Below are 22,576 nucleotides of genomic sequence, written 5' to 3'. Positions count from 1 at the left end.
GGGCCCTTCCGGCGGTTCCGACTCTATCAGATCCTTTCGGCGTCTGATTCCCGGTCAGCGGGAGTTGTCTTTCCGGCTGTTGGGCCGTTCCGACGAGTGAGACTTTAGCGGATTCCCCGCCTCCGACGCTAATCGGGGGCCTGCGCTCAAACCTTCGAACGCGGATTCCTCATTTCGCAAAAACGCACGGAAAGCGCGACGGCACGGCAAAGCGCTGTCGGCTTCTGAGGATCTTGCGGAATGGCTGTCCGGGGCCGACCGGAGTCGGTGCTCACGTCGGACAACTCGGAGAACACTACGGAGCCGGGGAGGGCGTGTCAAGCCTGGTCCGGGGCGCGGTGGCGGAAGGCGTTGCGGTAGGCGCGGGGGCTGGTGGAGAGGTGGGAGGCGAAGTGCTGGCGCATGGTGACCTCGCTGCCGAAGCCGGCGCGGCGGGCCACTTCGGGGAGGGGGTGGTCGGTGAGCTCCAGGAGCTTCTGGGCCGCGGCGACGCGCTGGGTGATGAGCCAGTGCAGGGGGGTGGTGCCGGTGGTGGCCTGGAAGTGGCGGGCGAAGGAGCGGGGGGACATGCCGGCGACGGCGGCCAGGCTCGCGACCGTGTGGGGTGCGGAGAGGTGGGCCAGGGCGTGGGCGCGTACGGCGGCGAGGGCGTCGGCGTCGCGGTCGGCGCGGGGCGTCGGGCGCTCGATGAACTGGGCCTGGGTCCCCGTACGGAAAGGAGCCGTGACCATGGAGCGGGCCACGGTCGCCGCCGCTTCGGCGCCGTGGGCCGTGCGGACCAGATGGAGGCAGAGGTCGATGCCCGCCGCGGTGCCGGCCGAGGTCCAGATGCCGGAGTCCTCCACGAAGAGGGCGTCGGGTTCGACCCGTACCGCCGGGTGGCGGGTGGCGAGGGTGCGGGCCAGGTGCCAGTGGGTGACCGCGCGGCGGCCGTCGAGGAGTCCGGCGCGGGCCAGGACGAAGGCGCCCGCGCAGAGGGAGGCGACCGGGATGCCGGCGGTGTGGGCGCGGCGGAGGGCGTCGAGGACCGGGGGCGGGACGTCGGCGTCCGGGTCCTCGACGCCCGGGACGATGACGAGGTCCGTGGGGGTGAGGTCGTCGAGCCAGGTCAAGGGGCGGTCGGGGGTCAGGGTGAGGCCGCCCCGGAGGGGGACCGGGGCGTGCGGGTCCGCGGCTGCTCGGTGGAGCTCGAAGGGAGGGACGCCCCGGAGGGTGCGGTCGCTGTCCCAGACCTCGGTGATGACGGAGACGTCGAAGGCGCGGACGCCCGGGAGGACGAGGAGCGCGATGCGCTGGGGGCGGGTTTCCGGGGGCGGCGCCATGGTTGGCAGTAAAGCATCGATCGGTGGCATGCGGACCTCTGGGGCCGGGGGGCCGGCCGCGGAAGGATCGTCGGCATGGAGATCGCGGAGAACGCAGCGCTGGTGGTCGTCGACGTACAGAAGGGCTTCGAGGAGGAGTACTGGGGGAAGCGGAACAATCCGGACGCGGAGCGGAACATCGCCGTGCTGATCGATCTGTGGCAGGCGACCGGGCGGCCCGTCGTCTTCGTGCGGCACGACTCGGTGGAGGGGTCGCGTTCGCCGCTGCGGGTGGGGCACGTGGGGAACGACTTCAAGGACTTCGTGGAGGAGCGGCGGGGGAAGGGCTCCGGGCCCGAGCTGCTCGTGGTGAAGTCCGTGAACTCCGCCTTCTACGGGGAGCCGTCCCTGGACGCGTGGCTGCGGGGGCGGGGCGTCGGGCAGATCGTGATCGTCGGGATCCAGACGAACATGTGCAACGAGACGACGGCCCGGATGGGCGGGAACCTCGGGTACGGCGTGGTGTTCCCGCTGGACGCGATGCACACCTTCGACCTGGAGGGGCCGTACGGCTGGACGGCGGGCGCGGACGAGCTGACGCGGGCGACGGCGGTCTCGCTGCACGGGGGGCGCTTCGCGGAGGTGGTGGCCACGGAGGACGTGGTGCGGGGGGCCTCCGCCGGGGCCGCCGGGGTCCGGTGACCCCGGCGGGGGCGGCGCGGGCCGTCAGCCGTTGCCGGAGGCCAGTTCCCGGCTGCGGTCGCGGGCCGCTTCGAGGGCGGCGATGAGGGCGGCCCGTACGCCGTGGTTCTCCAGTTCGCGGATGGCGCTGATGGTGGTGCCGGCCGGGGAGGTGACGGCCTCGCGGAGCTTGACCGGGTGCTCGCCGCTGTCGCGGAGCATCACGGCGGCGCCGATGGCGGCCTGGACGATGAGGTCGTGGGCCTGGGCGCGGGGCAGGCCGAGGAGGATGCCGGCGTCGGTCATGGCCTCGACCAGGAAGTAGAAGTACGCCGGGCCCGAGCCGGAGAGGGCGGTGGCGGCGTCCTGCTGGGACTCGGGGACGCGGAGGGTCTTGCCGACGCCGCCGAAGATCTCCTCGGTGTGGGCGAGGTGGTCGGGGGTGGCGTGGCTGCCGGCCGAGATGACGGACATGCCCTCGTCGACGAGGACGGGGGTGTTCGGCATGACGCGGACGACGGGGGTGCCGGTGGCGAGACGGTCTTCGATGAAGGAGGTGGGGATGCCGGCCGCCGCGCTGATGACGAGGCGGTCGGCGGTGGTGTGCGGGGCGAGCTCGTCGAGGAGGCGGCCCATGTCCTGGGGCTTGACGGCCAGGATGAGGGTGTCGGCGCGCTTGGCGGCCTCGGCGTTGGTGACGGTCTCGACGCCGTAGCGGGTGCGGAGCTCCTCGGCGCGCTCGGCGCGGCGGGCGGTGACCAGGAGGTTCGCGGGGCGCCAGCCGGCGCGGATCATGCCGCTGAGGAGCGCTTCACCGATCTTGCCGGTGCCGAGGACTGCGACGGTCTGGGTCATGGCTCTGTTCACCTCGCCGGAGGGGGTACGTGTCGTCATCCTCGCATCGGGGGCGTGGTGGTGCGGTGGGTGTCCGAGGGGCGGTCACGGCGGGTCAGGCCGTGCGGCGGCGGAGGGTGGCGGCGCCGAGGGCGAGGACGAGGAGGGCGCAGCCGGCGACGACGAGGACGTCGCGGACGAAGGCGCCGGTGGCCCCGGGGTGGCGGAGGACCTCGTTCATGCCGTCGACGGCGTACGACATGGGCAGGACGTTCGAGACGGCTTCGAGGGCGGGGGCCATGCGGTCGCGCGGGGTGAACAGGCCGCAGAGGAGGAGCTGGGGGAAGATCACGACCGGCATGAACTGGACGGCCTGGAACTCGGACGCGGCGAAGGCGGAGACGAAGAGGCCGAGGGCGGTGCCGAGCAGGGCGTCGAGGAGGGCCACCAGGAGCAGGAGCCAGGGGGAGCCGACGACGTCGAGGCCGAGGAACCAGAGGGCGAGGCCGGTGGCGAGGGCGGACTGGACGACGGCGAGGAGTCCGAAGGCGAGGGCGTAGCCGGCGATGAGGTCGCCCTTGCCGAGGGGCAGGGCGAGCAGGCGTTCCAGGGTGCCGGAGGTGCGTTCGCGCAGGGTGGCGATGGAGGTCACCAGGAACATCGTGATGAGCGGGAAGATGCCGAGGAGCGAGGCGCCGATGGTGTCGAAGGTGCCGGGGCTCCCGTCGAAGACGTACCGGAGCAGGAAGAGCATCACGCACGGCACGAGGAGCATGAGGGCGATCGAGCGCGGGTCGTGGCGCAGCTGGCGCAGGACGCGGGCGGCGGTGGCGAGGGTGCGGGCGCTGCTCATGGCCGGGGCTCCTGGTCGTGCTCGTCGTGGGCGGTTCCGGGACGTCGCCCCTCGCGGGCCGCGGCCGCGTCGACGAGGTGGAGGAAGGCCTCTTCGACGGTGGGGGTGTCGTTGCGGCGGCGGAGGGCCTCGGGGGTGTCCTCGGCGAGGATCTCGCCCTCGCGCATCAGGAGGAGCCGGTGGCAGCGCTCGGCCTCGTCCATGACGTGGGAGGAGACGAGGAGCGTGGTGCCGCGGTCGGCGGCGATGCGGTGGAAGAGGTCCCACAGGTCGCGGCGGAGGACGGGGTCGAGGCCGACGGTGGGTTCGTCGAGGACGAGGAGTTCGGGGGCGCCGAGGAGGGCGACGGCGAGGGAGACCCGGCTGCGCTGGCCGCCGGAGAGCCGGCCGGCGAGGGAGTCGGCGTGGGGGGTGAGGTCGACGTCGGCGACGGCCCGGTCGACGGCGGCGCGGCGCTCGTGGCGGTGGGCGCGGCCGGGGAGGAGGACGGCGGCGAAGTAGTCGAGGTTCTGGCGGACGGTGAGGTCGTCGTAGACGGACGGGGTCTGGGTGACGTAGCCGATGCGGGGGCGCAGGGCCGGGTCGCCGGCGGGGCGGCCGAGGACGGTGAGGGTGCCGCCGACCTCGGCCTGGGTGCCGACGATCGCGCGCATGAGGGTGGTCTTGCCGCAGCCGGAGGGGCCGAGGAGGCCGGTGATGCGGCCGGCCGGGACGGTGAAGTCGAGGCCGCGCAGGACGGTGCGGTCGCCGCGGACGGCGGTGAGGGCGCGGGCGGTGATCGCCGCGTCGGTGCCGGTGTCGGTGTCGGTTTCGGTGTCGTTCCGGCTCCGGCTCCGGCTCGCGGTCGTGTCCGCGTCTCCGTCGGCGCCCGTCGAGTAATTCACCATGTGATGAATAGTGAGCCCGGGGGTGCCGGCCGTCAAGCCTCCGGAGGGTGGTGGGTCGTTCGCCGGGCTCGGGCTACTCGCCGCGCTTGGGCTTCTTGCGGGCGGCCGGGTTGCCCGTGCGGGAGCCGCGGCGCTTCTCGTACCGGACGAGGGCCGCCTCGTACTCGGCGCGGTGGAGCTTCTCGCCGGGCGCCTCGGTCAGGCAGCGGGCGCTGTAGGCGAGGAGCGAGCCGATGAAGCCGATCGTCTTGAGGCTGCGCAGGGAGTCCTCGCGGGCCGGGTCGTCCGGGCGGCGCTGGAAGCCCTCCCAGGTCTTGCGGCAGGCGATGGCGCTGCAGACCGCGAACATGACGATCACCAGGCCGTTGACGAGGCCGCCGGTGTTCGCGATCCGGAGCCCCTGGAAGGCGAAGCGCAGCACGAAGCAGGCCGCGACGGCGGCGGCGAGCGCGCCGGCGGCCAGGCCGGCGCGGCGCAGCCCGTAGTGGCCGGTGTGGTCGACCCAGGTCGTGCCGAAGAAACGGATCTCCTCGGGGCGGGGGCCGCCGGTGGTGCCGTCGGCCTTCCCGGCGGCCGCGCCGTCTGCCGTACGCGGGGTCTGCTCGTCGTCGCTCACGGGGTCGATTATCCCCGAGCGGCGTCCGGGCAGGTCAGGCGCAGCGCGGTGCCACGAGGCCGTCGCTGCCCGTGTGCACGTAGGAGTCGGAGACGTACTCCCCCGGGGCGATGCTGTCCCAGACGCTCGTCGTGCCGTACGGGCCGGTGACGGTCTCGCCGTACTTCTGGCAGGAGATCGCCACCGTGGCGTTCAGGGGCAGGGAGCGGGTGATCGGGTACTGGGTGCCCGGGCCCGAGCGCACGTTGAGCCGGTAGCCCGGGGCGACCGGGTAGCGGGTGGCGTTCGCCGCCGTCACCGCCACGGCCTCGGCCCGGCCCTCTGCCGCGGTGCCGTTCGTGTCCGTGGTGTCCGTGGTGTCCGTGGTGTCCGTGGTGTCCATCGTGTTCTCCCCCCATGGCGCAAAAGCGCTCCGCCGAGTCTCACTCTCCGCGACGCGCAGGCTAGCAAGCCCCACCGACATCGGAGGTGCCATCGACTAGGCTCGTCGCGTCGCGCACGCGGGCGCGAGGTGACGGGGAATCACACGGGGGTGGGCGGTGCCACCGTTGCGCGGGACCGGTGCCGACCGGGAAGCGGAGGGGCCCGAGTACGCGGGCGACTACCGTCTCCAGGCACGTCTGGGCGCGGGGGGCATGGGCGTCGTGCACCTCGCCTCCTCGGCCTCGGGGCTGCGGCTCGCGGTCAAGGTCGTGCACGCACGGTATGCGGAGGATCCCGAGTTCAGGGCGCGTTTCCGCCAGGAGGTCGCGGCCGCCCGTCGGGTCAGCGGGGCCTTCACCGCCCCGGTCGTCGACGCCGACCCCGACGCCGTGCGCCCCTGGATGGCGACCCTCTACGTCCCCGGCCCCACCCTCGCCGACCAGGTGAAGCGGAACGGGCCGCTGTCCCCCGCCGAGCTGCGCCGGCTGACCGCCGGGCTCGCGGAGGCGCTGCGCGACATCCACCGGGCCGGGGTCGTGCACCGGGACCTCAAGCCCAGCAACGTCCTGCTCACCGACACCGGCCCCAAGGTCATCGACTTCGGCATCTCCCGGCCCGTCGACAGCGACCTGCACACCGAGACGGGCAAGCTGATCGGCTCGCCGCCGTTCATGGCGCCCGAGCAGTTCCAGCGGCCCCGCGAGGTCGGGCCCGCGGCGGACGTCTTCGCGCTCGGTTCGGTCCTGGTGCACGCGGCGACCGGGCACGGCCCGTTCGACTCCGACAGCCCGTACGTCGTGGCGTACCAGGTCGTCCACGACGAGCCCGACCTGACGGGCGTGCCCGGGGAGCTGGCGCCGCTCGTCGCGCGCTGCCTCGCCAAGGAGCCCGTGGAGCGGCCGACCCCGGCCCAGATCATGCGCGCGCTGCAACCGCCCTCGTACGCGGCGGAGGCGTTCATACCGGCACAGCGGCGGCGGCCCGCGCTGCCGGGCGGCGGCGAGGGCGGTGGCGAGCCGGGCCACGCGCCCGCGTGGGACGCGGACACGCCGGTACGGGCTCCCGCCCCGGCCCCGGTCCGCCGGAGCCCCCGCCTCGGCGGGCGGATCCGGCCGCGTCCGACGATCGCCGTCGCCGCCGCGCTCGCGCTCGCCGGGGCCGGTCTGTACGCGGCGCTGGGCCCCGCGCACGAGGGGCCCCCGGCCGCGCCGTCGCATCCGGACGAGGTGGCCACCGCCTTCGCGGGCTGGCACACCGGACTCCAGGAGCGGGGCCCGAAGGCGGCTCCCGCCTGCGCCGGCGGCGGGGACGCGCTGTACTGCGCGGCCCGGGGCGTCGGCCTGGCCCGGCTCGACCCCGTGACGGGGAAGGTCCTGTGGTCGCGGGCCGGAACCGTCGAGGGGGAGGCGCCGCACGCGCCCGTGCTCCTGGCGGGCGGCCGGGTCGGCGCCGCCGCCCCGACGGGCCCGTTGCGGGCGTACGCGGCCGGGGACGGCGCCCCGGTCTGGAGCGCCCGGTCCGACCGTCCCGAGCTGTACCGCCCGGCCGGGTCCGCCGTCGTCCTGACCGACGGGACCGGTGGCGTCCGGGCCGTCGACGGCCGGGGCGGCGAGGAGCTGTGGCGGCACGGCCTGACCGGCTTCGGGGCGCCGCGCACGGGTCCGTACGACGCCCCCTCCGGTCTGCTCACGGTCTCCGAGGGCGCGCCCGACGGGACACGCACGCGCGTGGGCGCGGTCCGGCCCGCGACCGGTGAGGTGGTGTGGCGGCGGGACCTGGAGGGCGACCTCGATCCGCTGGGGCGCACCGGGGACGGGTCCCTCGTCCTCGGCTCCTTCTACCAGGGCACGCAGACGGACGCGCTCGTCCTGCTCGGCCCCGGCGGGGGAGGGACCGGTTCCGTGCGCAGGCTGGCCCTGCCGCACCGGTTCGACCTCCGGGGCGCCGCCGTGCGCGGGAGCGTCGTGTACCTGCTCGACGCGGACGGGCACGTGACCGCCTTCGACACCGCCGCCGGGGAGGGGCGGGTGCTGTGGGACCTGGAGACGGCCGCGGGGAACGTCTCCGCGCCGGTCCTCGGTCCCGGCGACCGCCTCTACTTCTCCGTCCAGGACGGGCGGCTGCTCGCCGTGGACACCGCGCGCGGGGTGCTCGCCGGCCAGACCCGGCCCCGCCTCGCGGACGGGCGGCTCGCCTACGCGCCCCTGGTGCCCGAGCCGCTGGTCGCCGGGGGCCGGGTGTTCGGGACAGCGCCGGACGGTTCGGTGTTCGCGGTGGACGCGCGCGACCCGGCGTCCTGGTGAGCGCCCGGCGGGTCCTCGCAGGACCTCCGCAAGACCGCCGTAAGACCCGCCGCGAGCACTCCGCAAGACCGCCGTACGCGCACGCGTGAGGGGGCCCGGGGCTTCGGACGAGCCCCGGGCCCCCTCACGTACGTCCCGCCGGGCTCAGCCCAGCTTCGTCACGTCGCGGACCGCGCCCTTGTCGGCGCTCGTCGCCATCGCCGCGTACGCCCGCAGCGCCGCCGAGACCTTGCGCTCGCGGTTCTTCGGCGCGTACGCCCCGCCGAGCGCCTCGCGGCGGGCGGCGAGGACGTCCTCGCCGACGAGGAGGTCGATCGAGCGGTTCGGGATGTCGATGCGGATGCGGTCGCCGTCCTCGACGAGGGCGATCGTGCCGCCCGAGGCCGCCTCCGGGGACGCGTGGCCGATGGAGAGGCCCGAGGTGCCGCCGGAGAAGCGTCCGTCGGTGATCAGGGCGCAGGTCTTGCCCAGGCCCCGGCCCTTGAGGAAGGAGGTCGGGTAGAGCATCTCCTGCATGCCGGGGCCGCCCTTGGGGCCCTCGTAGCGGATGACGACCACGTCGCCGTCCTTGACCCGCTTGTTGAGGATCTTCTCGACGGCCTCCTCCTGCGACTCGCAGACGACCGCCGGGCCCTCGAAGGTCCAGATCGACTCGTCGACGCCGGCCGTCTTCACGACGCAGCCGTCGACGGCGAGGTTGCCGCGCAGGACCGCGAGGCCGCCGTCCTTCGAGTACGCGTGCTCCGCGTCGCGGATGCAGCCGTTCGCCGCGTCCGTGTCGAGGGCCTCCCAGCGCTCGGACTGGGAGAAGGCGGTCGCGGAGCGGACGCAGCCGGGGGCCGCGTGCCACAGCTCGACGGCCTCCTCGGTCGGGGAGCCGCCGCGCACGTCCCAGGCGTCCAGCCACTCCTTGATGGAGCGGGAGTGGACGGAGTGGACGTCCTCGTTGAGCAGGCCCGCGCGGTAGAGCTCGCCGAGGATGGCGGGGATGCCGCCGGCGCGGTGCACGTCCTCCATGTAGTACGTGCGGTCCTTGGCGACGTTCGGGGCGACCTTGGCCAGGCAGGGGACGCGCCGCGAGACCTCGTTCATGTCGGTCAGGCCGTAGTCCAGCTCGGCCTCCTGGGCGGCGGCGAGCAGGTGCAGGATCGTGTTGGTGGAGCCGCCCATGGCGATGTCGAGGGCCATGGCGTTCTCGAAGGCGGCGCGGGTCGCGATCGAGCGGGGCAGGACGGAGTCGTCGTCCTCGTCGTAGTACCGGCGGGTGATGTCGACGACCGTGCGGGCGGCGTTCTCGTAGAGGGCGCGCCGGGCGGTGTGGGTGGCGAGCACCGAGCCGTTGCCGGGGAGGGAGAGGCCGATGGCCTCGGTCAGGCAGTTCATCGAGTTGGCGGTGAACATGCCGGAACACGAGCCGCAGGTCGGGCAGGCGTTCTCCTCGATGCGGAGGATGTCCTCGTCCGAGATCTTCGGGTTCACGGCGTCGGAGATCGCGTCGACCAGGTCGAGCGTGCGGACCGTGCCGTCGACGAGGGTCGCGCGGCCGGACTCCATGGGGCCGCCGGAGACGAAGACCGTCGGGATGTTGAGGCGCAGGGCGGCCATCAGCATGCCGGGGGTGATCTTGTCGCAGTTGGAGATGCAGATCAGGGCGTCGGCGCAGTGCGCCTCGACCATGTACTCCACGCTGTCCGCGATCAGGTCGCGGGAGGGCAGGCTGTAGAGCATGCCGCCGTGGCCCATCGCGATGCCGTCGTCGACGGCGATCGTGTTGAACTCGCGGGGGATGGCCCCGGCGGCCGTGATGGCCTCGGAGACGATCCGGCCGACCGGCTGGAGGTGGGTGTGGCCGGGGACGAACTCCGTGAAGGAGTTGGCGACCGCGATGATCGGCTTCCGGCCGATGTCCGCGCCGGGTACACCGGAGGCGCGCATAAGGGCGCGTGCGCCCGCCATGTTGCGGCCGTGGGTGACAGTGCGGGACCTCAGCTCGGGCATCGTCGCTCGCTCCTCGTGACTGGTGTGCTTGCTTTCGAGCGTACGCCGCCGGACCAAGATCTGGACAGCTCGTCCGCATGCCGGACGGGATGTTCAGCTTTCGGTCAGGTGTCCGGAGGGGCGGGACCGGTCAGCTCTCGGTCAGGTAGCGCTGGAGGGCGGGTGCCACCTGGGCGACGATCTCCTCCGGGTCGGCGGAGGCCAGCGGCTCGACCCGGATCGCGTACCGCAGGATCGCGATCCCGATCATGTGGGAGGCGGCCAGTTCCGCGCGGAGCTTCGGGTCCGGCACGTCGAGCTCGGCGGCGATCCGCTCCAGGAGCCGCCGCAGCACGAAGGTCCGCAGGACCGCGGCCGCCGCCTCGTGGGTCAGCGCGGAGCGCACGATCGCGAGGAGCGGGGCGCGGCTGGCCGGGTTCTCCCAGACGCCGATGAAGAAGCGGGCGAGGCGCTCGCCGATGCCGTCGCGGGGGCCGGAGACGATCGCCGGAACGACGGTCGCGGGCTCGAAGGAGACCTCCACGGCGGCGGCGAAGACCTCGTCCTTCGACCCGAAGTAGTGGTGCACCAGGGCCGGGTCCACCCCGGCCGCGCGGGCGATGCCGCGCACCGAGGCCTTGTCGTAGCCGCGCTCGGCGAACTGGTCGCGGGCCGCCTCCAGGATGCGTGCGCGCGCGCCCGGCCCGCTCTCCTCGGCGGCGCGGGAGGGGCGGCCGCGGCGGCGGGGGGCGGGGTCCGCCGGGCCCTGTCCGGCCTCGGAGCCCTGTCCGGGTGCGGCCTCGGACCCCTGTCCGGCCCCGGGGCCCCGTCCGGGCGCGGTCACCGGTGCTCCGGTCCCGTCACGGGCGCGGGGCCCGGGAGGGGCGGCCGGCGGCGGAGGCGAGGTGGAGCCGGGTGAAGGCGAGGGCCTCCGCGAGGTCCGCCTCGCGCTCGGCGGCCGACATCGCGCGGCGGGTGTTGACCTCGATGACGACGTGCCCGTCGAAGCCGGTGACCGCGAGCCGCTCCAGGACCTCGGCGCAGGGCTGGGTGCCGCGCCCCGGGACCAGGTGCTCGTCCTTGGCGGAGCCCCGGCCGTCGGCGAGGTGGACGTGGCCGAGCCGGTCGCCCATGCGGTCGATCATCGCGAGGGCGTCGGTGCGGGCGGTCGCGGCGTGCGAGAGGTCGACGGTGAAGTGCCGGTAGTCGTCCTTGGTGACGTCCCACTCGGGGGCGTACGCGAGCATCTCGCGGTCCTTGTACCGCCAGGGGTACATGTTCTCGACGGCGAACCGGACGTCGGTCTCGTCCGCCATCCGCCAGATGCCGCTCACGAAGTCGCGGGCGTACTGGCGCTGCCAGCGGAACGGCGGGTGCACGACGACCGTGGACGCGCCGAGCTTCTCGGCCGCCGACCGGGCCCTCTGGAGCTTGACCCACGGGTCGGTGGACCAGACGCGCTGGGTGATGAGGAGGCAGGGGGCGTGGACGGCCAGGATCGGCACCCGGTGGTGGTCCGAGAGCCGGCGCAGGGCCTCGACGTCCTGGCTGACGGGGTCGGTCCACACCATGACCTCGACGCCGTCGTAGCCGAGGCGTGCGGCGACCTCGAAGGCCGTCGCCGTCGACTCCGGATAGACCGAGGCCGTCGACAGGGCGACCTTCGCATCCGGGACGCGCACCACTGGATCTGCCACGCAGACAGCGTACGGGGCGGGCCGCGGGGCCGGAGGGTGGTTCCGGCCACACCGGCTTCCGGCCCGGGGCGGCGGGAGCGGGGCCGTACCCCTCGGCCTCACTCCTCCGGCAGGTGGTCCAGGCGCCGCAGGATGACGCCCTCGCGCAGGGCCCAGGGGCAGATCTCCAGCTCCTCGACGTCCAGGAGGTCCATCGCGGCCTCCGCGACGAGCGCGCCCGCGAGGAGCTGGGCGGCGCGGCCCTCCGAGACGCCCGGCAGGGCCGCGCGCTCGACGACGGTCATCCCGGCCAGGCGCGGCACCCACTCCTCCAGGGACCTGCGGCTCAGGGTCCGCTGGACGTGGAGGCCCTCGCTGGAACCGGGCGCCCCGGCGATCCTGGCGAGCTGCTTGAAGGTCTTGGAGGTGGCGACGACGTGGTCGGGGCGGCCGGAGCGGCTGAACTCGCCGACCGTACGGGCGATCTGCGCGCGCACGTGGCGGCGCAGCGCCTTCACGTCGGCGCTGTCGGCCGGGTCGCCCGGCAGCCAGCCGGCGGTGAGGCGGCCCGCGCCCAGCGGCAGGGAGACGGCCGTGTCGGGGTCCTCGTCGATGCCGTACGCGACTTCGAGGGAGCCGCCGCCGATGTCGAGGAGGAGCAGCTTGCCGGCGGACCAGCCGAACCAGCGGCGGGCGGCGAGGAAGGTGAGGCGGGCCTCCTCCTCGCCGGTGAGGACCTGGAGGTCGATGCCGGTCTCGTCCTTGACCCGGGCCAGGACGGCGTCGGCGTTGACGGCCTCGCGCACGGCGGAGGTCGCGAACGGCAGCACCTCCTCGCAGCCCTTGTCCTCGGCGGCGTGGAGCGCGTCCCGGACGGTCGCGACGAGCCGCTCGACGCCGTCGGGGGCGATGGCGCCCCGCGCGTCGAGGAGTTCGGCCAGGCGCAGTTCCGCCTTGTGGGAGTGGGCGGGCAGGGGGCGGGCGCCGGGGTGCGCGTCCACCACCAGGAGGTGCACCGTGTTCGAACCGACGTCGAGGACTCCGAGTCTCATGGGCGGAACGGTACTGCTCGCGCCGCATACGCTGGAGAGCGTGCCAAAGACGAAAAAGGCGAAGCAGGACAAAGACAGTGCCGTTCCTGCGAACGTGAACGCCGCCAAGGCGGCCAAGGGCGCCGGAAAACGGGCCGAGGACGTGGTGCCGGACGAGAAGGGGCTGGACTTCGCGCGCGCGTGGGTCGAGTTTCCCGATCCGGCCGACGAGGAGCAGGTCTTCCGCTGCGACCTGACCTGGCTGACCTCGCGCTGGACGTGCGTCTTCGGGAGCGGCTGCCAGGGCATCCAGGCGGGCCGGGCCGACGACGGCTGCTGCACGCTGGGCGCGCACTTCTCCGACGAGGACGACGAGAAGCGGGTCGCGGAGCACGTGGCCCGGCTCACGCCGGAGCTGTGGCAGTTCCACGACGTCGGCACGGAGACGGGCTGGACGCAGCTCGACGAGGACGGCGACCGGCAGACCCGCCGCTGGGAGGGCTCCTGCATCTTCCAGAACCGTCCCGGGTTCGCGGGCGGCATGGGCTGCTCGCTGCACATCCTGGCCCTGAAGGAGGGCCGGGAGCCGCTGGAGACCAAGCCGGACGTGTGCTGGCAGCTGCCGGTGCGCCGGACGTACGACTGGATCGACCGGCCCGACGACACCCGGGTCCTCCAGGTGTCGATCGGGGAGTACGACCGCCGGGGCTGGGGTCCGGGCGGTCACGACCTGCACTGGTGGTGCACCTCGGCCACCTCGGCGCACGGCGCCGGGGAGCCGGTCTACGTCACGTACCGGCCCGAGCTCACGGAGATGATGGGCGAGGAGGCGTACGAGGTGCTGGCCGGCCTGTGCGAGGCCCGGCTCGCCTCGCAGCTGCCGCTGGTGGCCCCGCACCCGGCGGACCCGCAGGTCTGAGGGTTCCCGGGGTCCTCGGGGTTCTCAGGGTCCTCAGGAGGACGGGGGCGGCTCCTCCGCCGTCGGCGGCGGGGTCGTGCCCGGGTCCGTGGTCGGCGGCGGGGGTTCCTCCGTGGTCGGCGGCGGGGTGGTCGGCTCCTCCGTCGTGGGCGGCGGGGTCGTGGGCGGCTCCTCCGTCGTCGGGGGCGGGGTGGTCGGCGGTTCGGTCGTCGGCGGCGGGGTCGTGGGCGGGGTGGTCGGATCGGTCGTGCCCGGCGGGGGCGGCGTCGGCTGCGGCGGCCGGGGGACGTCCGGGGCCGGGTGGAAGACCTCCCTGGGGTCGCTCCGGCCGGCTCCGGTGATGCGCACCACCGCGCCCGAGGGGTCCACCCCGACCCGGGCGCTCCACGCGCCCGCGGGCTCGCGCGCGTGGTCGACGCGGACCGCGATCGTGACCTGCTCGCCGGGGCGGAGCGTGCCGGCGGCGCGGCTGACGTAGATCCAGGGCGCGTCCGTCCACAGCGACCACGCGACGGGCGCGTCACCGGCGCCGGTGAGCGTCAGGAGGGTCAGGTCGCCGTGGCCGCGCGCGGTGGCCGTGACCCAGCCGGGGGCGGGCTCGCCGGGCTTCGACGGGGCCCCGGAGCCGGTGGGGCCGCCGGGGCTGACCACCTCGACGGAGACGTCGGGGGAGCGGCTGCCCCGGGTGAAGCGGGGCTCGGGGGTGTCGCGGGCGTTGCCCGCGTTCTCGTACCGGTCGTACGGGTGCCCGTCCGGGCCGGTCCCGTCGTCCGTCTCGCGCGCGCTGACCCGCCCCCCGTCGTGGGCGGTCGTCTCGGTGGTGCCCCGGTAGGTGGTCCACAGGGCGAGGACGGGGGCGGCGACCACGGCCGCGACGACGGTGGTGGTCACCGCGCGGGTCCGCATCCGGTCGCGGCGGGCCGTGTGGTCCTTGGGGTCCATGGGGAAGCCGGTGGGCGCGAAGCGCGGGGCGCCGGCACGCGCGCGGGGCACGTGCAGCATCGCCATGTACGCGGCGGCCCGGGGCGCCTCGACGAGCGGCAGGCGGTCCGGGGGCAGGGCGCCGGCGCCGGGCCAGGGCCCCGCGGCGCCCACCCGCTCGGCGGCGCGGCGGCAGCGGGGGCAGTCGTCGACGTGCCGGACGAGCTCGGCGCGCAGGGTGGCCGAGAGGAGCACCCGGTGGTCGCCGGTGAGCCGGGCGACGGTGGGGCAGCTCCCGGTCTCGACGACGGCGAGGGCGGCGCGGGTGCGCTCGACCTCGCAGCCGGCGGTGGCGAGGAGCTCGCGGGCGGCGAGCGGGTCGAGGGAGAGGACGGCGGCGACCTGGCGGTGGTGGAGGCCGTGCCGCACGGCGAGCTCCAGGGCCTCGCGCTGCTCGGGCGTGGTGCCGGCCGCATCGGGCCAGGCGAGGAGGGCGAGTTCGGCGCGGTGCCGCTCGGCGGTCTCGGCGGAGACCCGGGGCGCCTCGGGCGGGGTGACGGCGGGGCGGCCGGTGTGGGCGCCCTGGCGCTTGCGGCGCTGCTCGCCGAGGGTGCGCAGACAGGCCCAGCGGGCGAGGGCGTACAGCCAGGCCGTGCGCCCGTCCTCGTCGGAGGGGCAGCGGCCCCGGTGGCGCTCGGCCACGGCGAGGACGTCGCCGAGGACGGCGGTGGCCGTGTCGTGGTCGCAGAGCACGGAGAGGCAGTACGTGAAGAGGCCGTCGAGGGCGGGCTCGTAGTGGGCGGGGGGCCGCCGGCCGAGCGTGCGCGGTCCCTGGTCCGTGGTGCGGTGCGCCCGGTGTGCGCCGGTGGTGCGTGCGGGGGTTTCCAGCCTGCTGCTCGTCACTGGGCGACCGTAGGCAAGAGCGGGGGCATTCTTCGTACCGGTCGCGCACTTCTCATCCCTACGGGTGAAGGTATCGCTCGAAAGAGGACAGGAACCCGGCGTTCCGTGGACGGGCCGTGCGGGCTCCGGACCCCGGTTCGCGGGGCCGGGGCCCGTTGTCGGTGGCGGCGGCTACGGTGGGGCGCATGGCTGCCCGTACGAAATCCGCCAAGGAGCGACCGTCCTACCGCTGCACCGAGTGCGGCTGGCAGACGGCCAAGTGGCTCGGCCGCTGCCCCGAGTGCCAGGCCTGGGGGACGGTGGAGGAGTACGGCGCGCCCGCCGTCCGGACGACCGCCGCGGGCCGGGTCTCCACCGCCGCCCTCCCCATCGGCCAGGTCGACGGCCGGCAGGCGACCGCCCGCTCGACCGGCGTCGACGAGCTGGACCGGGTCCTCGGCGGGGGGCTCGTGCCCGGCGCCGTGGTGCTGCTCGCGGGCGAGCCGGGCGTCGGCAAGTCGACGCTGCTGCTCGACGTGGCGGCGAAGGCGGCGAGCGACGAGCACCGCACGCTGTACGTCACGGGCGAGGAGTCCGCGAGCCAGGTCCGGCTGCGCGCCGACCGGATCGGCGCGATCGACGACCACCTGTACCTGGCGGCGGAGACCGACCTGTCGGCGGTCCTCGGGCACCTCGACGCGGTGAAGCCCTCGCTGCTGATCCTGGACTCGGTGCAGACGATCGCCTCGCCCGAGATCGACGGCGCGCCCGGCGGCATGGCGCAGGTCCGCGAGGTCGCGGGCGCGCTGATCCGGGCCTCCAAGGAGCGCGGGATGTCCACGCTCCTGGTCGGCCACGTCACCAAGGACGGGGCCATCGCGGGCCCCCGGCTCCTGGAGCACCTGGTCGACGTGGTGCTGAGCTTCGAGGGCGACCGGCACGCGCGCCTGCGGCTGGTCCGGGGCGTGAAGAACCGGTACGGGGCGACCGACGAGGTCGGCTGCTTCGAGCTGCACGACGAGGGGATCACGGGTCTCGCCGACCCGTCGGGGCTCTTCCTGACCCGGCGCGACGTGGCCGTGCCGGGCACCTGCCTGACGGTCACCCTGGAGGGCCGCCGGCCGCTGGTCGCCGAGGTGCAGTCGCTGACGGTGGACTCCCAGATCCCCTCCCCGCGCCGGACCGTCTCCGGTCTGGAGACCTCCCGGGTCTCGATGATGCTGGCGGTCCTGGAGCAGCGCGGCCGGATCAGCGCGCTCGGCAAGCGGGACATCTACAGCGCGACCGTGGGCGGCGTGAAGCTCTCCGAGCCGGCCGCCGACCTGGCGATCGCGCTCGCGCTCGCCTCCGCCGCGAGCGACACCCCGCTGCCGAAGAACCTGGTGGCGATCGGCGAGGTCGGGCTCGCGGGCGAGGTCCGGCGGGTGACGGGCGTGCAGCGGCGCCTCGCGGAGGCGCACCGGCTCGGCTTCACGCACGCGCTGGTCCCGACGGACCCGGGGAAGGTGCCGCCGGGCATGCGGGTGACGGAGGTCGCGGACATGGGCGACGCGCTGCGGGTCCTGCCGCGCGGGCGGCGCGCGAAGGCGCCGGAGGGCGCGGAGGGGTAGCGCGGGGCGGGCCGGGGGCGGGGGCGGGTGCCGCCCAGGGCCCCGGGTCCCGGGGCTGTGGGAAGGCGCCCCGGCGAGGGCCGGGCACAGCACCCGGCGCGGACGCGGCACGTCCCCGGAGCAGGCGGGGCCGGGCTTCCGGCGAGGACCCGGCAGGGCACCCGGACACGGGCGGGGCCGGGCTCCCGACCGGGGCTCTGCGGAACCCCGGCGCGGGCGAGGCCGAGCTCCCGGTCAGGGCCCGGGTGGGCCCCGGCGTGGGCGGGGCCAGGCTCCCGGCAAGGGCCCGGTCAAGGCCCCGGCAAGGATCCGGCAAAGCCTGCGGCAAGGGCCTGGCACGGTGTGTGACAAGGGTTTCGGCGTGGGGAAGGGTTGGTTCCGGCCCCGGGTGGGGACCCCTTCCGCACCACCCGCGTTCGGTCGGGGGCGGAGGGCGGCGGGGTGGTGTCGCTAGACTTTGCCCTGGTCTCGCCCATCCGTACGAGCCGGAGGAGTGCAGTGGCAGCCAAGGACGGGGCAGCAGCTCCTGGGAAATCCGGCGCGGGCTCCGGCAGTGAAGCGCTGATGCGCGCCGCCCTGAGCGCGGTCGCGCCGGGCACCGCCCTGCGCGACGGCCTGGAGCGGATCCTCCGGGGGAACACGGGCGGGCTCATCGTGCTCGGCCTGGACAAAGCGGTCGATTCGATGTGCACCGGCGGCTTCGTGCTGGACGTCGAGTTCACCGCCACCCGCCTGCGCGAGCTGTGCAAGCTCGACGGCGCGCTCGTCCTCGACAAGGACATCACCAAGATCCACCGGGCGGGCGTGCAGCTCGTCCCGGACGCCTCCATCCCCACCGAGGAGACCGGCACCCGCCACCGCACCGCGGACCGGGTCTCCAAGCAGTGCAACTTCCCGGTCGTCTCCGTCTCCCAGTCGATGCGCCTGATCGCGCTGTACGTGCACGGCGAGCGCCGGGTCCTGGAGGAGTCGGCCGCGATCCTGTCCCGCGCCAACCAGGCGCTCGCGACCCTGGAGCGGTACAAGCTCCGGCTCGACGAGGTGGCGGGCACGCTCTCCGCCCTGGAGATCGAGGACCTGGTCACGGTCCGGGACGTCACCGCCGTCGCGCAGCGCCTGGAGATGGTCCGCCGGATCGCCACCGAGATCGCCGAGTACGTGGTCGAGCTCGGCACCGACGGGCGGCTGCTCTCGCTCCAGCTCGACGAGCTGATCGCGGGCGTGGAGCCGGAGCGCGAGCTGGTGATCCGGGACTACGTGCCGGAGCCGACGGCCAAGCGCTCGCGGACGGTCGCGGAGGCGCTCACCGAGCTGGACGCGCTCACCCACACCGAGCTGCTCGAACTTCCCGTCGTGGCACGGGCGCTCGGCTACAGCGGCTCGCCCGAGACCCTCGACTCGGCCGTCTCGCCGCGCGGCTACCGGCTCCTCGCGAAGGTGCCGCGGCTGCCGGGCGCGATCATCGAGCGGCTCGTGGAGCACTTCGGCGGGCTGCAGAAGCTCCTCGCGGCCAGCGTCGACGACCTCCAGGCCGTCGACGGCGTCGGCGAGGCCCGCGCCCGCAGCGTCCGCGAGGGCCTGTCCCGGCTCGCGGAGTCCTCGATCCTGGAGCGGTACGTCTAAGGAGCGGTACGTCCAAGGAGCGGTACGTCCAAGGAGCGGTACGTCCAGGACCTACCGCTCCGTCGCGCCCCTCAGTCCTTGGCGAGCGTGAACGAGGCCGGGAGGATCTTCACGCCCGGCATCGCGGCCTCCACCAGGTAGGTGCCGGGGCCGGCCGGGCCCGCCGGGGCGGTGGCGCACCGCGGGGCGCTGCGCCCGCGGTCCCACTCCACGGTGTGGGTGGCGGTCGCGCCCGCGGGCAGGCGCAGCAGGAGCGGGGTGCCGGGGCGCGGGCAGTGGTCGGAGGACCAGACCTCGTCGTCCTTGGCGTCGCTGATCGTCAGGACCGCGTTGCGGGGGCCGAAGTCGGCCTTGCAGTCGACGTCCGAGGTGTTCTTCGCGACGAGCTGGAAGCGGGGCTTCTCCCCCGTCTCGTAGGTGACCTTGACGGACCTGAGCGTCAACTGGAGCGAGCCAGCAGGGCAGTTGGGGACCGTCGTGCCGGCCGGGAGCTGCTGGCCCGCGCCGGTGCCCGCGCCGCCGTCGCCACCCGCGCCGACGCCGTCACCGTTCTTGTCGGGGTCGCCCGACCCGGAGGTCCCGGCGGAGTCCGAACCCCCGGAGCCCGTACCGGCGTCCGTACCACCGGATCCGGAGCCGGAGCCGGTTCCGGAGCCGCCGGAGTCCGTGCCGCCGTTGCCGCCGGAGGCCCCGTCCTCCTCGCCCGACTCGTCGCGTCCGCCGGGCTGTTGGCTGATCGCGGGACCCGACCCGGAGGGCCCGGGCGTGATCGAGGGCGGGGTGGGCGACGAGCCGTTGGCGGAGTCGCTCGGCTTCCCGCCGCCCCCGCCGCCGGACGTCACGGCCCACACGGTGAGCAGGGCGAGGAGTGCCACCAGGCACACCGCCACCGCCCTCCGTCGCCAGTAGATGGTGGAGGGAAGCGGCCCGACCGGATTGCGCAAAGATCCCACGACCCGAACCTTACGAGAGATCGCGCCCAACTCCCGCCCCACCCGCCGCCCGAGACCGCAAGTTTTGCCGATGATCACATCCTTCTTTCCGGGAACTTTTTTCGGGCCCCGAGTGAAAACGGGGCCAACCAAAGCAAATCGGCGCCCCCCACTTTCGTCGGGGGTCGCTCTGGCCGATGGCCCGGGGCGAGGCGCTCCGGATTCCGGTTAGCGTCGTTCCCCATGGACACCCTCCTCGACCTCTCCGACCGTCTGTATCTCGACGTCGCCGACTTCGCCCACGCCACGCCGCACTGGTTCCAGTTGCTCGCCGAGGTCTGGACCGAGGCCGGACTGCTGCTCTTCGGCGTGCTCTTCGTGGCCGGCTGGTGGCGCTCCCGCGACGGTTCGAGCGGGACGATGGCGCTCGCGCTGCTCGCCCCGCTCGCCACCGCCTTCGGCTACGTGGTGAGCGAGGCGCTGAAGTCGCTGATCGACGAGGAACGTCCGTGCCGCGCGGTCGCCGGAGCGCCCGCCCCGCTCGTCACCTGCCCGCCCTACGGCGACTGGTCCTTCCCCAGCAACCACTCGGCCATCGCCGGAGCCGCCGCGATCGCGCTCGCCCTGTCCTGGCGCCGGCTGGGCCGCTTCACCGTGCCGATGGCGCTGCTCATGGCCTTCTCCCGGGTCTTCGTCGGTGTCCACTACCCGCACGACGTGACCGCCGGTCTGCTCCTCGGCGCCCTGGTCGCCTTCCTGGTGATGCGGTTCGCCGAGCGTCCGGTGCGGTCCCTGGTCGAGGCGGCCCGGTCGAGCCGGAACACGGTGGTGGTGTGGTGCGCGGGTCCGGGCCCCCGTACGCCCGCCCCGGCCGCCGCCCCCGCCGAGCCCTCCCTGTTCGACCCCGCGCCCCCGCAGGGGCCCGCCCCCGCCTCCCCGTACGGGTCCGCGCCCGCGTACGACGCTACTCCCGCCGCCCCGTACGGGTCCGCTCCCGCGTACGACGCCGCTCCTCCGTACGACGCCGCTCCTCCGTACGGCTCCGCCCCCGCGTACGGGTCCGCGTACGGGTCCGCGCCCGCCCAGGACCCCTCGGCCCCGTACGCCCACGACCCCTCGGCCCCCTACGGTTCCGCCCCCGCCGCCCCGTACGGTTCCGCTTCCCCATACGGCGCCCCCTCCCCCTACGGGGACCCCGCTGCCCCGTACGAGAACCCCGCCCCCTCCCCGTACGGGGACCCCGCTCCCCCGTACGGGGACCCCGCCTCCCCCTACGAGAACCCCGGGCAGGGTCGGCACGCGCCGTACGACGCGCACTGATCCCCCCGGAACCGTGTCAGGATCGTGGGTGCCATGACTTCCATCGACACGTCCTCCGCCGCCGGAGCCGCCGGGGCCTCCGGGATCCCCGGGGTGCCCGCCGTCCCCGCCGAGCTGCACCGGCCCGTCCTCGCCTGGTTCGACCAGCACGCCCGCGACCTGCCCTGGCGCCGCCCCGAGGCCGGTGCCTGGGGGGTCATGGTGAGCGAGTTCATGCTCCAGCAGACCCCGGTCGTCCGGGTCCTGCCGGTGTACGAGCAGTGGCTCGCGCGCTGGCCCCGCCCGGCCGACCTGGCCGCCGAGGCCCCCGGCGAGGCGGTCCGCGCCTGGGGCCGGCTCGGCTACCCGCGCCGCGCGCTGCGGCTGCACGCGGCGGCCACGGCCATAACGGAGCGGCACGGCGGGGACGTGCCGAGCGACCACGCGCAACTCCTCGCGCTGCCCGGCATCGGGGAGTACACGGCCGCCGCGGTGGCCTCCTTCGCCTACGGGCAGCGGCACGCCGTCCTGGACACCAACGTGCGCCGGGTCTTCGCCCGCGCGGCGACCGGCGTCCAGTACCCGCCGAACGCGACCACGGCCGCCGAGCGGCGGCTCGCCCGCGCCCTGCTGCCGGAGGACGAGGGGACGGCCTCCCGCTGGGCCGCCGCCTCCATGGAGCTGGGCGCCCTGGTGTGCACGGCGAAGAACGAGGACTGCGGGCGCTGCCCGATCTCCGGGCAGTGCGCCTGGCGGCTCTCGGGGAAGCCGGCGCACGACGGCCCGCCGCGGCGCGGCCAGACGTACGCGGGCACCGACCGGCAGGTCCGGGGGCGGCTCCTCGCCGTCCTGCGGGACTCGGCGGACCCGGTGGCGCGCGAGGCCCTGGACGCGGTCTGGGACGAGCCGGTGCAGCGGGCCAGGGCCCTGGACGGCCTGGTCGCGGACGGTCTCGTCGAGCCCCTGGACGGCGGCTTCTACCGCCTGCCCCTCTCCTGAGGCCCGCCTCCTCTCTCCTGAGGCCCGCCGCCCCTCTCTCCTGGGCCCGCCCGTCGCTCTCCCGGGTCCCCGGCCCCGAAACCCCTTCCTCCCCCGCTGTTACACAACCGATGGGTAGCCGTGCGTCCACCGACGGCTGCCCCGCACAGCCCCGTGACAACCGCTCCGTAGCGTCGTCCACGACACGAGGGAACAAGCAGGTCACGGGGATGGAGGCGGTTCGGATGAGGCACGGTGAGGTGCTCGACTTCGAGGAGTACGTACGCACGCGGCAGGACGCCCTGCTGCGCAGCGCGCGCCGTCTCGTGGCCGACCCCGTCGACGCCCAGGACCTCCTGCAGACGGCCCTGGCCCGTACGTACGGGCGCTGGGACGGCATCGCCGACAAGTCCCTCGCCGACGCCTACCTGCGCCGGGTCATGATCAACACCCGGACCGAGTGGTGGCGCTCGCGCAAGCTCGAAGAGGTGCCGACCGAGCAGCTCCCCGACGCGAGCGTGGCCGACGCGACCGAGCAGCACGCCGACCGGGCCCTCCTGATGGACGTCCTGAAGGTGCTCGCGCCGAAGCAGCGCAGCGTCGTCGTCCTGCGCCACTGGGAACAGATGAGCACGGAGGAGACGGCGGCGGCGCTCGGCATGTCGACCGGTACGGTGAAGTCCACGCTCCACCGCGCGCTCGCCCGGCTCCGGCAGGAGCTGGAGAGCCGCGACCTCGACGCCCGCGCCCTGGGGCGGGCCGGGGAGCGGACGACCGTACGAGGCGACGAAGGGGGGCGTGCGCGGTGCGCGGCATAGAGGACGGGCCCG

At 74.7% G+C, this 22,576-nt stretch carries 20 protein-coding genes; 8 read left to right on the top strand and 12 right to left on the bottom strand.

Annotated elements, in window-relative coordinates:
- Positions 1-317: 317 nt before the first annotated feature.
- Positions 318-1,322 (bottom strand): GlxA family transcriptional regulator, encoded by a 1,005-nt coding sequence (locus ACIP5O_RS03600; protein ID WP_401288060.1) that lies wholly within the window; start codon positions 1,320-1,322, stop codon positions 318-320.
- A gap of 75 nt (positions 1,323-1,397) precedes the next feature.
- On the opposite strand from ACIP5O_RS03600, the gene ACIP5O_RS03595 reads away from it, so the two are divergent.
- Entirely contained in the window at positions 1,398-2,003 is a 606-nt protein-coding gene (locus tag ACIP5O_RS03595) for a cysteine hydrolase family protein (RefSeq protein WP_401288058.1), read from the top strand.
- Between the two features lie 24 nt (positions 2,004-2,027).
- Here ACIP5O_RS03595 and proC read toward each other — a convergent pair whose 3' ends face one another.
- From proC to ACIP5O_RS03570, 5 genes are all read right to left on the bottom strand, one after another.
- The gene (gene proC, locus ACIP5O_RS03590) at positions 2,028-2,837 is read right to left on the bottom strand and encodes a pyrroline-5-carboxylate reductase (protein ID WP_401288055.1); all 810 of its coding nucleotides are present in this window, start codon (positions 2,835-2,837) and stop codon (positions 2,028-2,030) included.
- 94 nt (positions 2,838-2,931) lie between these two features.
- Entirely contained in the window at positions 2,932-3,669 is a 738-nt protein-coding gene (locus ACIP5O_RS03585) for an ABC transporter permease (protein ID WP_401288053.1), read from the bottom strand.
- Positions 3,666-4,556 (bottom strand): ABC transporter ATP-binding protein, encoded by an 891-nt coding sequence (locus ACIP5O_RS03580; protein WP_401288051.1) that lies wholly within the window; start codon positions 4,554-4,556, stop codon positions 3,666-3,668. The genes ACIP5O_RS03585 and ACIP5O_RS03580 overlap by 4 nt, the downstream gene beginning before the upstream one ends.
- A gap of 73 nt (positions 4,557-4,629) precedes the next feature.
- Positions 4,630-5,172: a hypothetical protein gene (locus tag ACIP5O_RS03575; protein WP_401288049.1), complete on the bottom strand. Its 543-nt coding sequence runs from the start codon at positions 5,170-5,172 to the stop codon at positions 4,630-4,632.
- A 34-nt stretch (positions 5,173-5,206) separates the two neighbouring features.
- Positions 5,207-5,554: a peptidase gene (locus tag ACIP5O_RS03570; protein WP_401288046.1), complete on the bottom strand. Its 348-nt coding sequence runs from the start codon at positions 5,552-5,554 to the stop codon at positions 5,207-5,209.
- Positions 5,555-5,711: 157 nt separating this feature from the next.
- Here ACIP5O_RS03570 and ACIP5O_RS03565 point away from each other — a divergent pair, with 157 nt between their 5' ends.
- Positions 5,712-7,898, top strand: coding sequence for a PQQ-binding-like beta-propeller repeat protein (locus ACIP5O_RS03565; RefSeq protein ID WP_401288044.1), 2,187 nt, complete (start codon positions 5,712-5,714; stop codon positions 7,896-7,898).
- Between the two features lie 144 nt (positions 7,899-8,042).
- Here the strand turns inward: ACIP5O_RS03565 and ilvD are convergent, their stop codons facing one another.
- The 4 genes from ilvD to ACIP5O_RS03545 all read right to left on the bottom strand — a co-directional run bounded on the left by ilvD (position 8,043) and on the right by ACIP5O_RS03545 (position 12,603).
- The gene (gene ilvD / locus ACIP5O_RS03560; protein WP_401288042.1) at positions 8,043-9,896 is read right to left on the bottom strand and encodes a dihydroxy-acid dehydratase; all 1,854 of its coding nucleotides are present in this window, start codon (positions 9,894-9,896) and stop codon (positions 8,043-8,045) included.
- A gap of 130 nt (positions 9,897-10,026) precedes the next feature.
- Entirely contained in the window at positions 10,027-10,719 is a 693-nt protein-coding gene (locus ACIP5O_RS03555; protein WP_401288039.1) for a TetR family transcriptional regulator, read from the bottom strand.
- A 16-nt stretch (positions 10,720-10,735) separates the two neighbouring features.
- Positions 10,736-11,572 (bottom strand): sugar phosphate isomerase/epimerase family protein, encoded by an 837-nt coding sequence (locus ACIP5O_RS03550; RefSeq protein ID WP_401288036.1) that lies wholly within the window; start codon positions 11,570-11,572, stop codon positions 10,736-10,738.
- A 98-nt stretch (positions 11,573-11,670) separates the two neighbouring features.
- Complete coding sequence (locus ACIP5O_RS03545) at positions 11,671-12,603, bottom strand: Ppx/GppA family phosphatase (RefSeq protein WP_401288034.1); 933 nt, start codon at positions 12,601-12,603, stop codon at positions 11,671-11,673.
- Between the two features lie 40 nt (positions 12,604-12,643).
- Between ACIP5O_RS03545 and ACIP5O_RS03540 the strand changes: the two genes are divergently transcribed.
- Positions 12,644-13,501 carry a hypothetical protein gene (locus tag ACIP5O_RS03540; protein WP_401288032.1) on the top strand — a complete coding sequence of 286 codons (858 nt, stop codon included), beginning with the start codon at positions 12,644-12,646 and terminating at the stop codon, positions 13,499-13,501.
- A gap of 33 nt (positions 13,502-13,534) precedes the next feature.
- Here the strand turns inward: ACIP5O_RS03540 and ACIP5O_RS03535 are convergent, their stop codons facing one another.
- Complete coding sequence (locus ACIP5O_RS03535) at positions 13,535-15,325, bottom strand: hypothetical protein (protein WP_401288030.1); 1,791 nt, start codon at positions 15,323-15,325, stop codon at positions 13,535-13,537.
- 185 nt (positions 15,326-15,510) lie between these two features.
- On the opposite strand from ACIP5O_RS03535, the gene radA reads away from it, so the two are divergent.
- Complete coding sequence (gene radA, locus ACIP5O_RS03530; protein ID WP_125668453.1) at positions 15,511-16,914, top strand: DNA repair protein RadA; 1,404 nt, start codon at positions 15,511-15,513, stop codon at positions 16,912-16,914.
- A 498-nt stretch (positions 16,915-17,412) separates the two neighbouring features.
- Positions 17,413-18,537: a DNA integrity scanning diadenylate cyclase DisA gene (gene disA, locus ACIP5O_RS03525; RefSeq protein WP_121832335.1), complete on the top strand. Its 1,125-nt coding sequence runs from the start codon at positions 17,413-17,415 to the stop codon at positions 18,535-18,537.
- A 71-nt stretch (positions 18,538-18,608) separates the two neighbouring features.
- Here disA and ACIP5O_RS03520 read toward each other — a convergent pair whose 3' ends face one another.
- Positions 18,609-19,490, bottom strand: a complete 882-nt coding sequence (locus ACIP5O_RS03520) for a hypothetical protein (RefSeq protein ID WP_401288027.1) — start codon at positions 19,488-19,490, stop codon at positions 18,609-18,611.
- A gap of 222 nt (positions 19,491-19,712) precedes the next feature.
- Between ACIP5O_RS03520 and ACIP5O_RS03515 the strand changes: the two genes are divergently transcribed.
- From ACIP5O_RS03515 to ACIP5O_RS03505, 3 genes are all read left to right on the top strand, one after another.
- Positions 19,713-20,789: a phosphatase PAP2 family protein gene (locus ACIP5O_RS03515; protein ID WP_401288024.1), complete on the top strand. Its 1,077-nt coding sequence runs from the start codon at positions 19,713-19,715 to the stop codon at positions 20,787-20,789.
- 33 nt (positions 20,790-20,822) lie between these two features.
- The gene (locus ACIP5O_RS03510) at positions 20,823-21,767 is read left to right on the top strand and encodes an A/G-specific adenine glycosylase (RefSeq protein ID WP_401288022.1); all 945 of its coding nucleotides are present in this window, start codon (positions 20,823-20,825) and stop codon (positions 21,765-21,767) included.
- A gap of 224 nt (positions 21,768-21,991) precedes the next feature.
- A complete protein-coding gene (locus ACIP5O_RS03505) occupies positions 21,992-22,564 on the top strand; it encodes a SigE family RNA polymerase sigma factor (protein ID WP_125667475.1) in 573 nt (190 codons plus the stop codon).
- The last annotated feature ends 12 nt before the right edge of the window (positions 22,565-22,576 follow it).

Source organism: Streptomyces sp. NPDC088915 (genome assembly GCF_044749825.1).
Taxonomy (GTDB): Bacteria; Actinomycetota; Actinomycetes; order Streptomycetales; family Streptomycetaceae; genus Streptomyces.
Note: the sequence above shows the minus strand (reverse complement) of the source record. Positions and strands in the feature narration are given on the sequence as shown.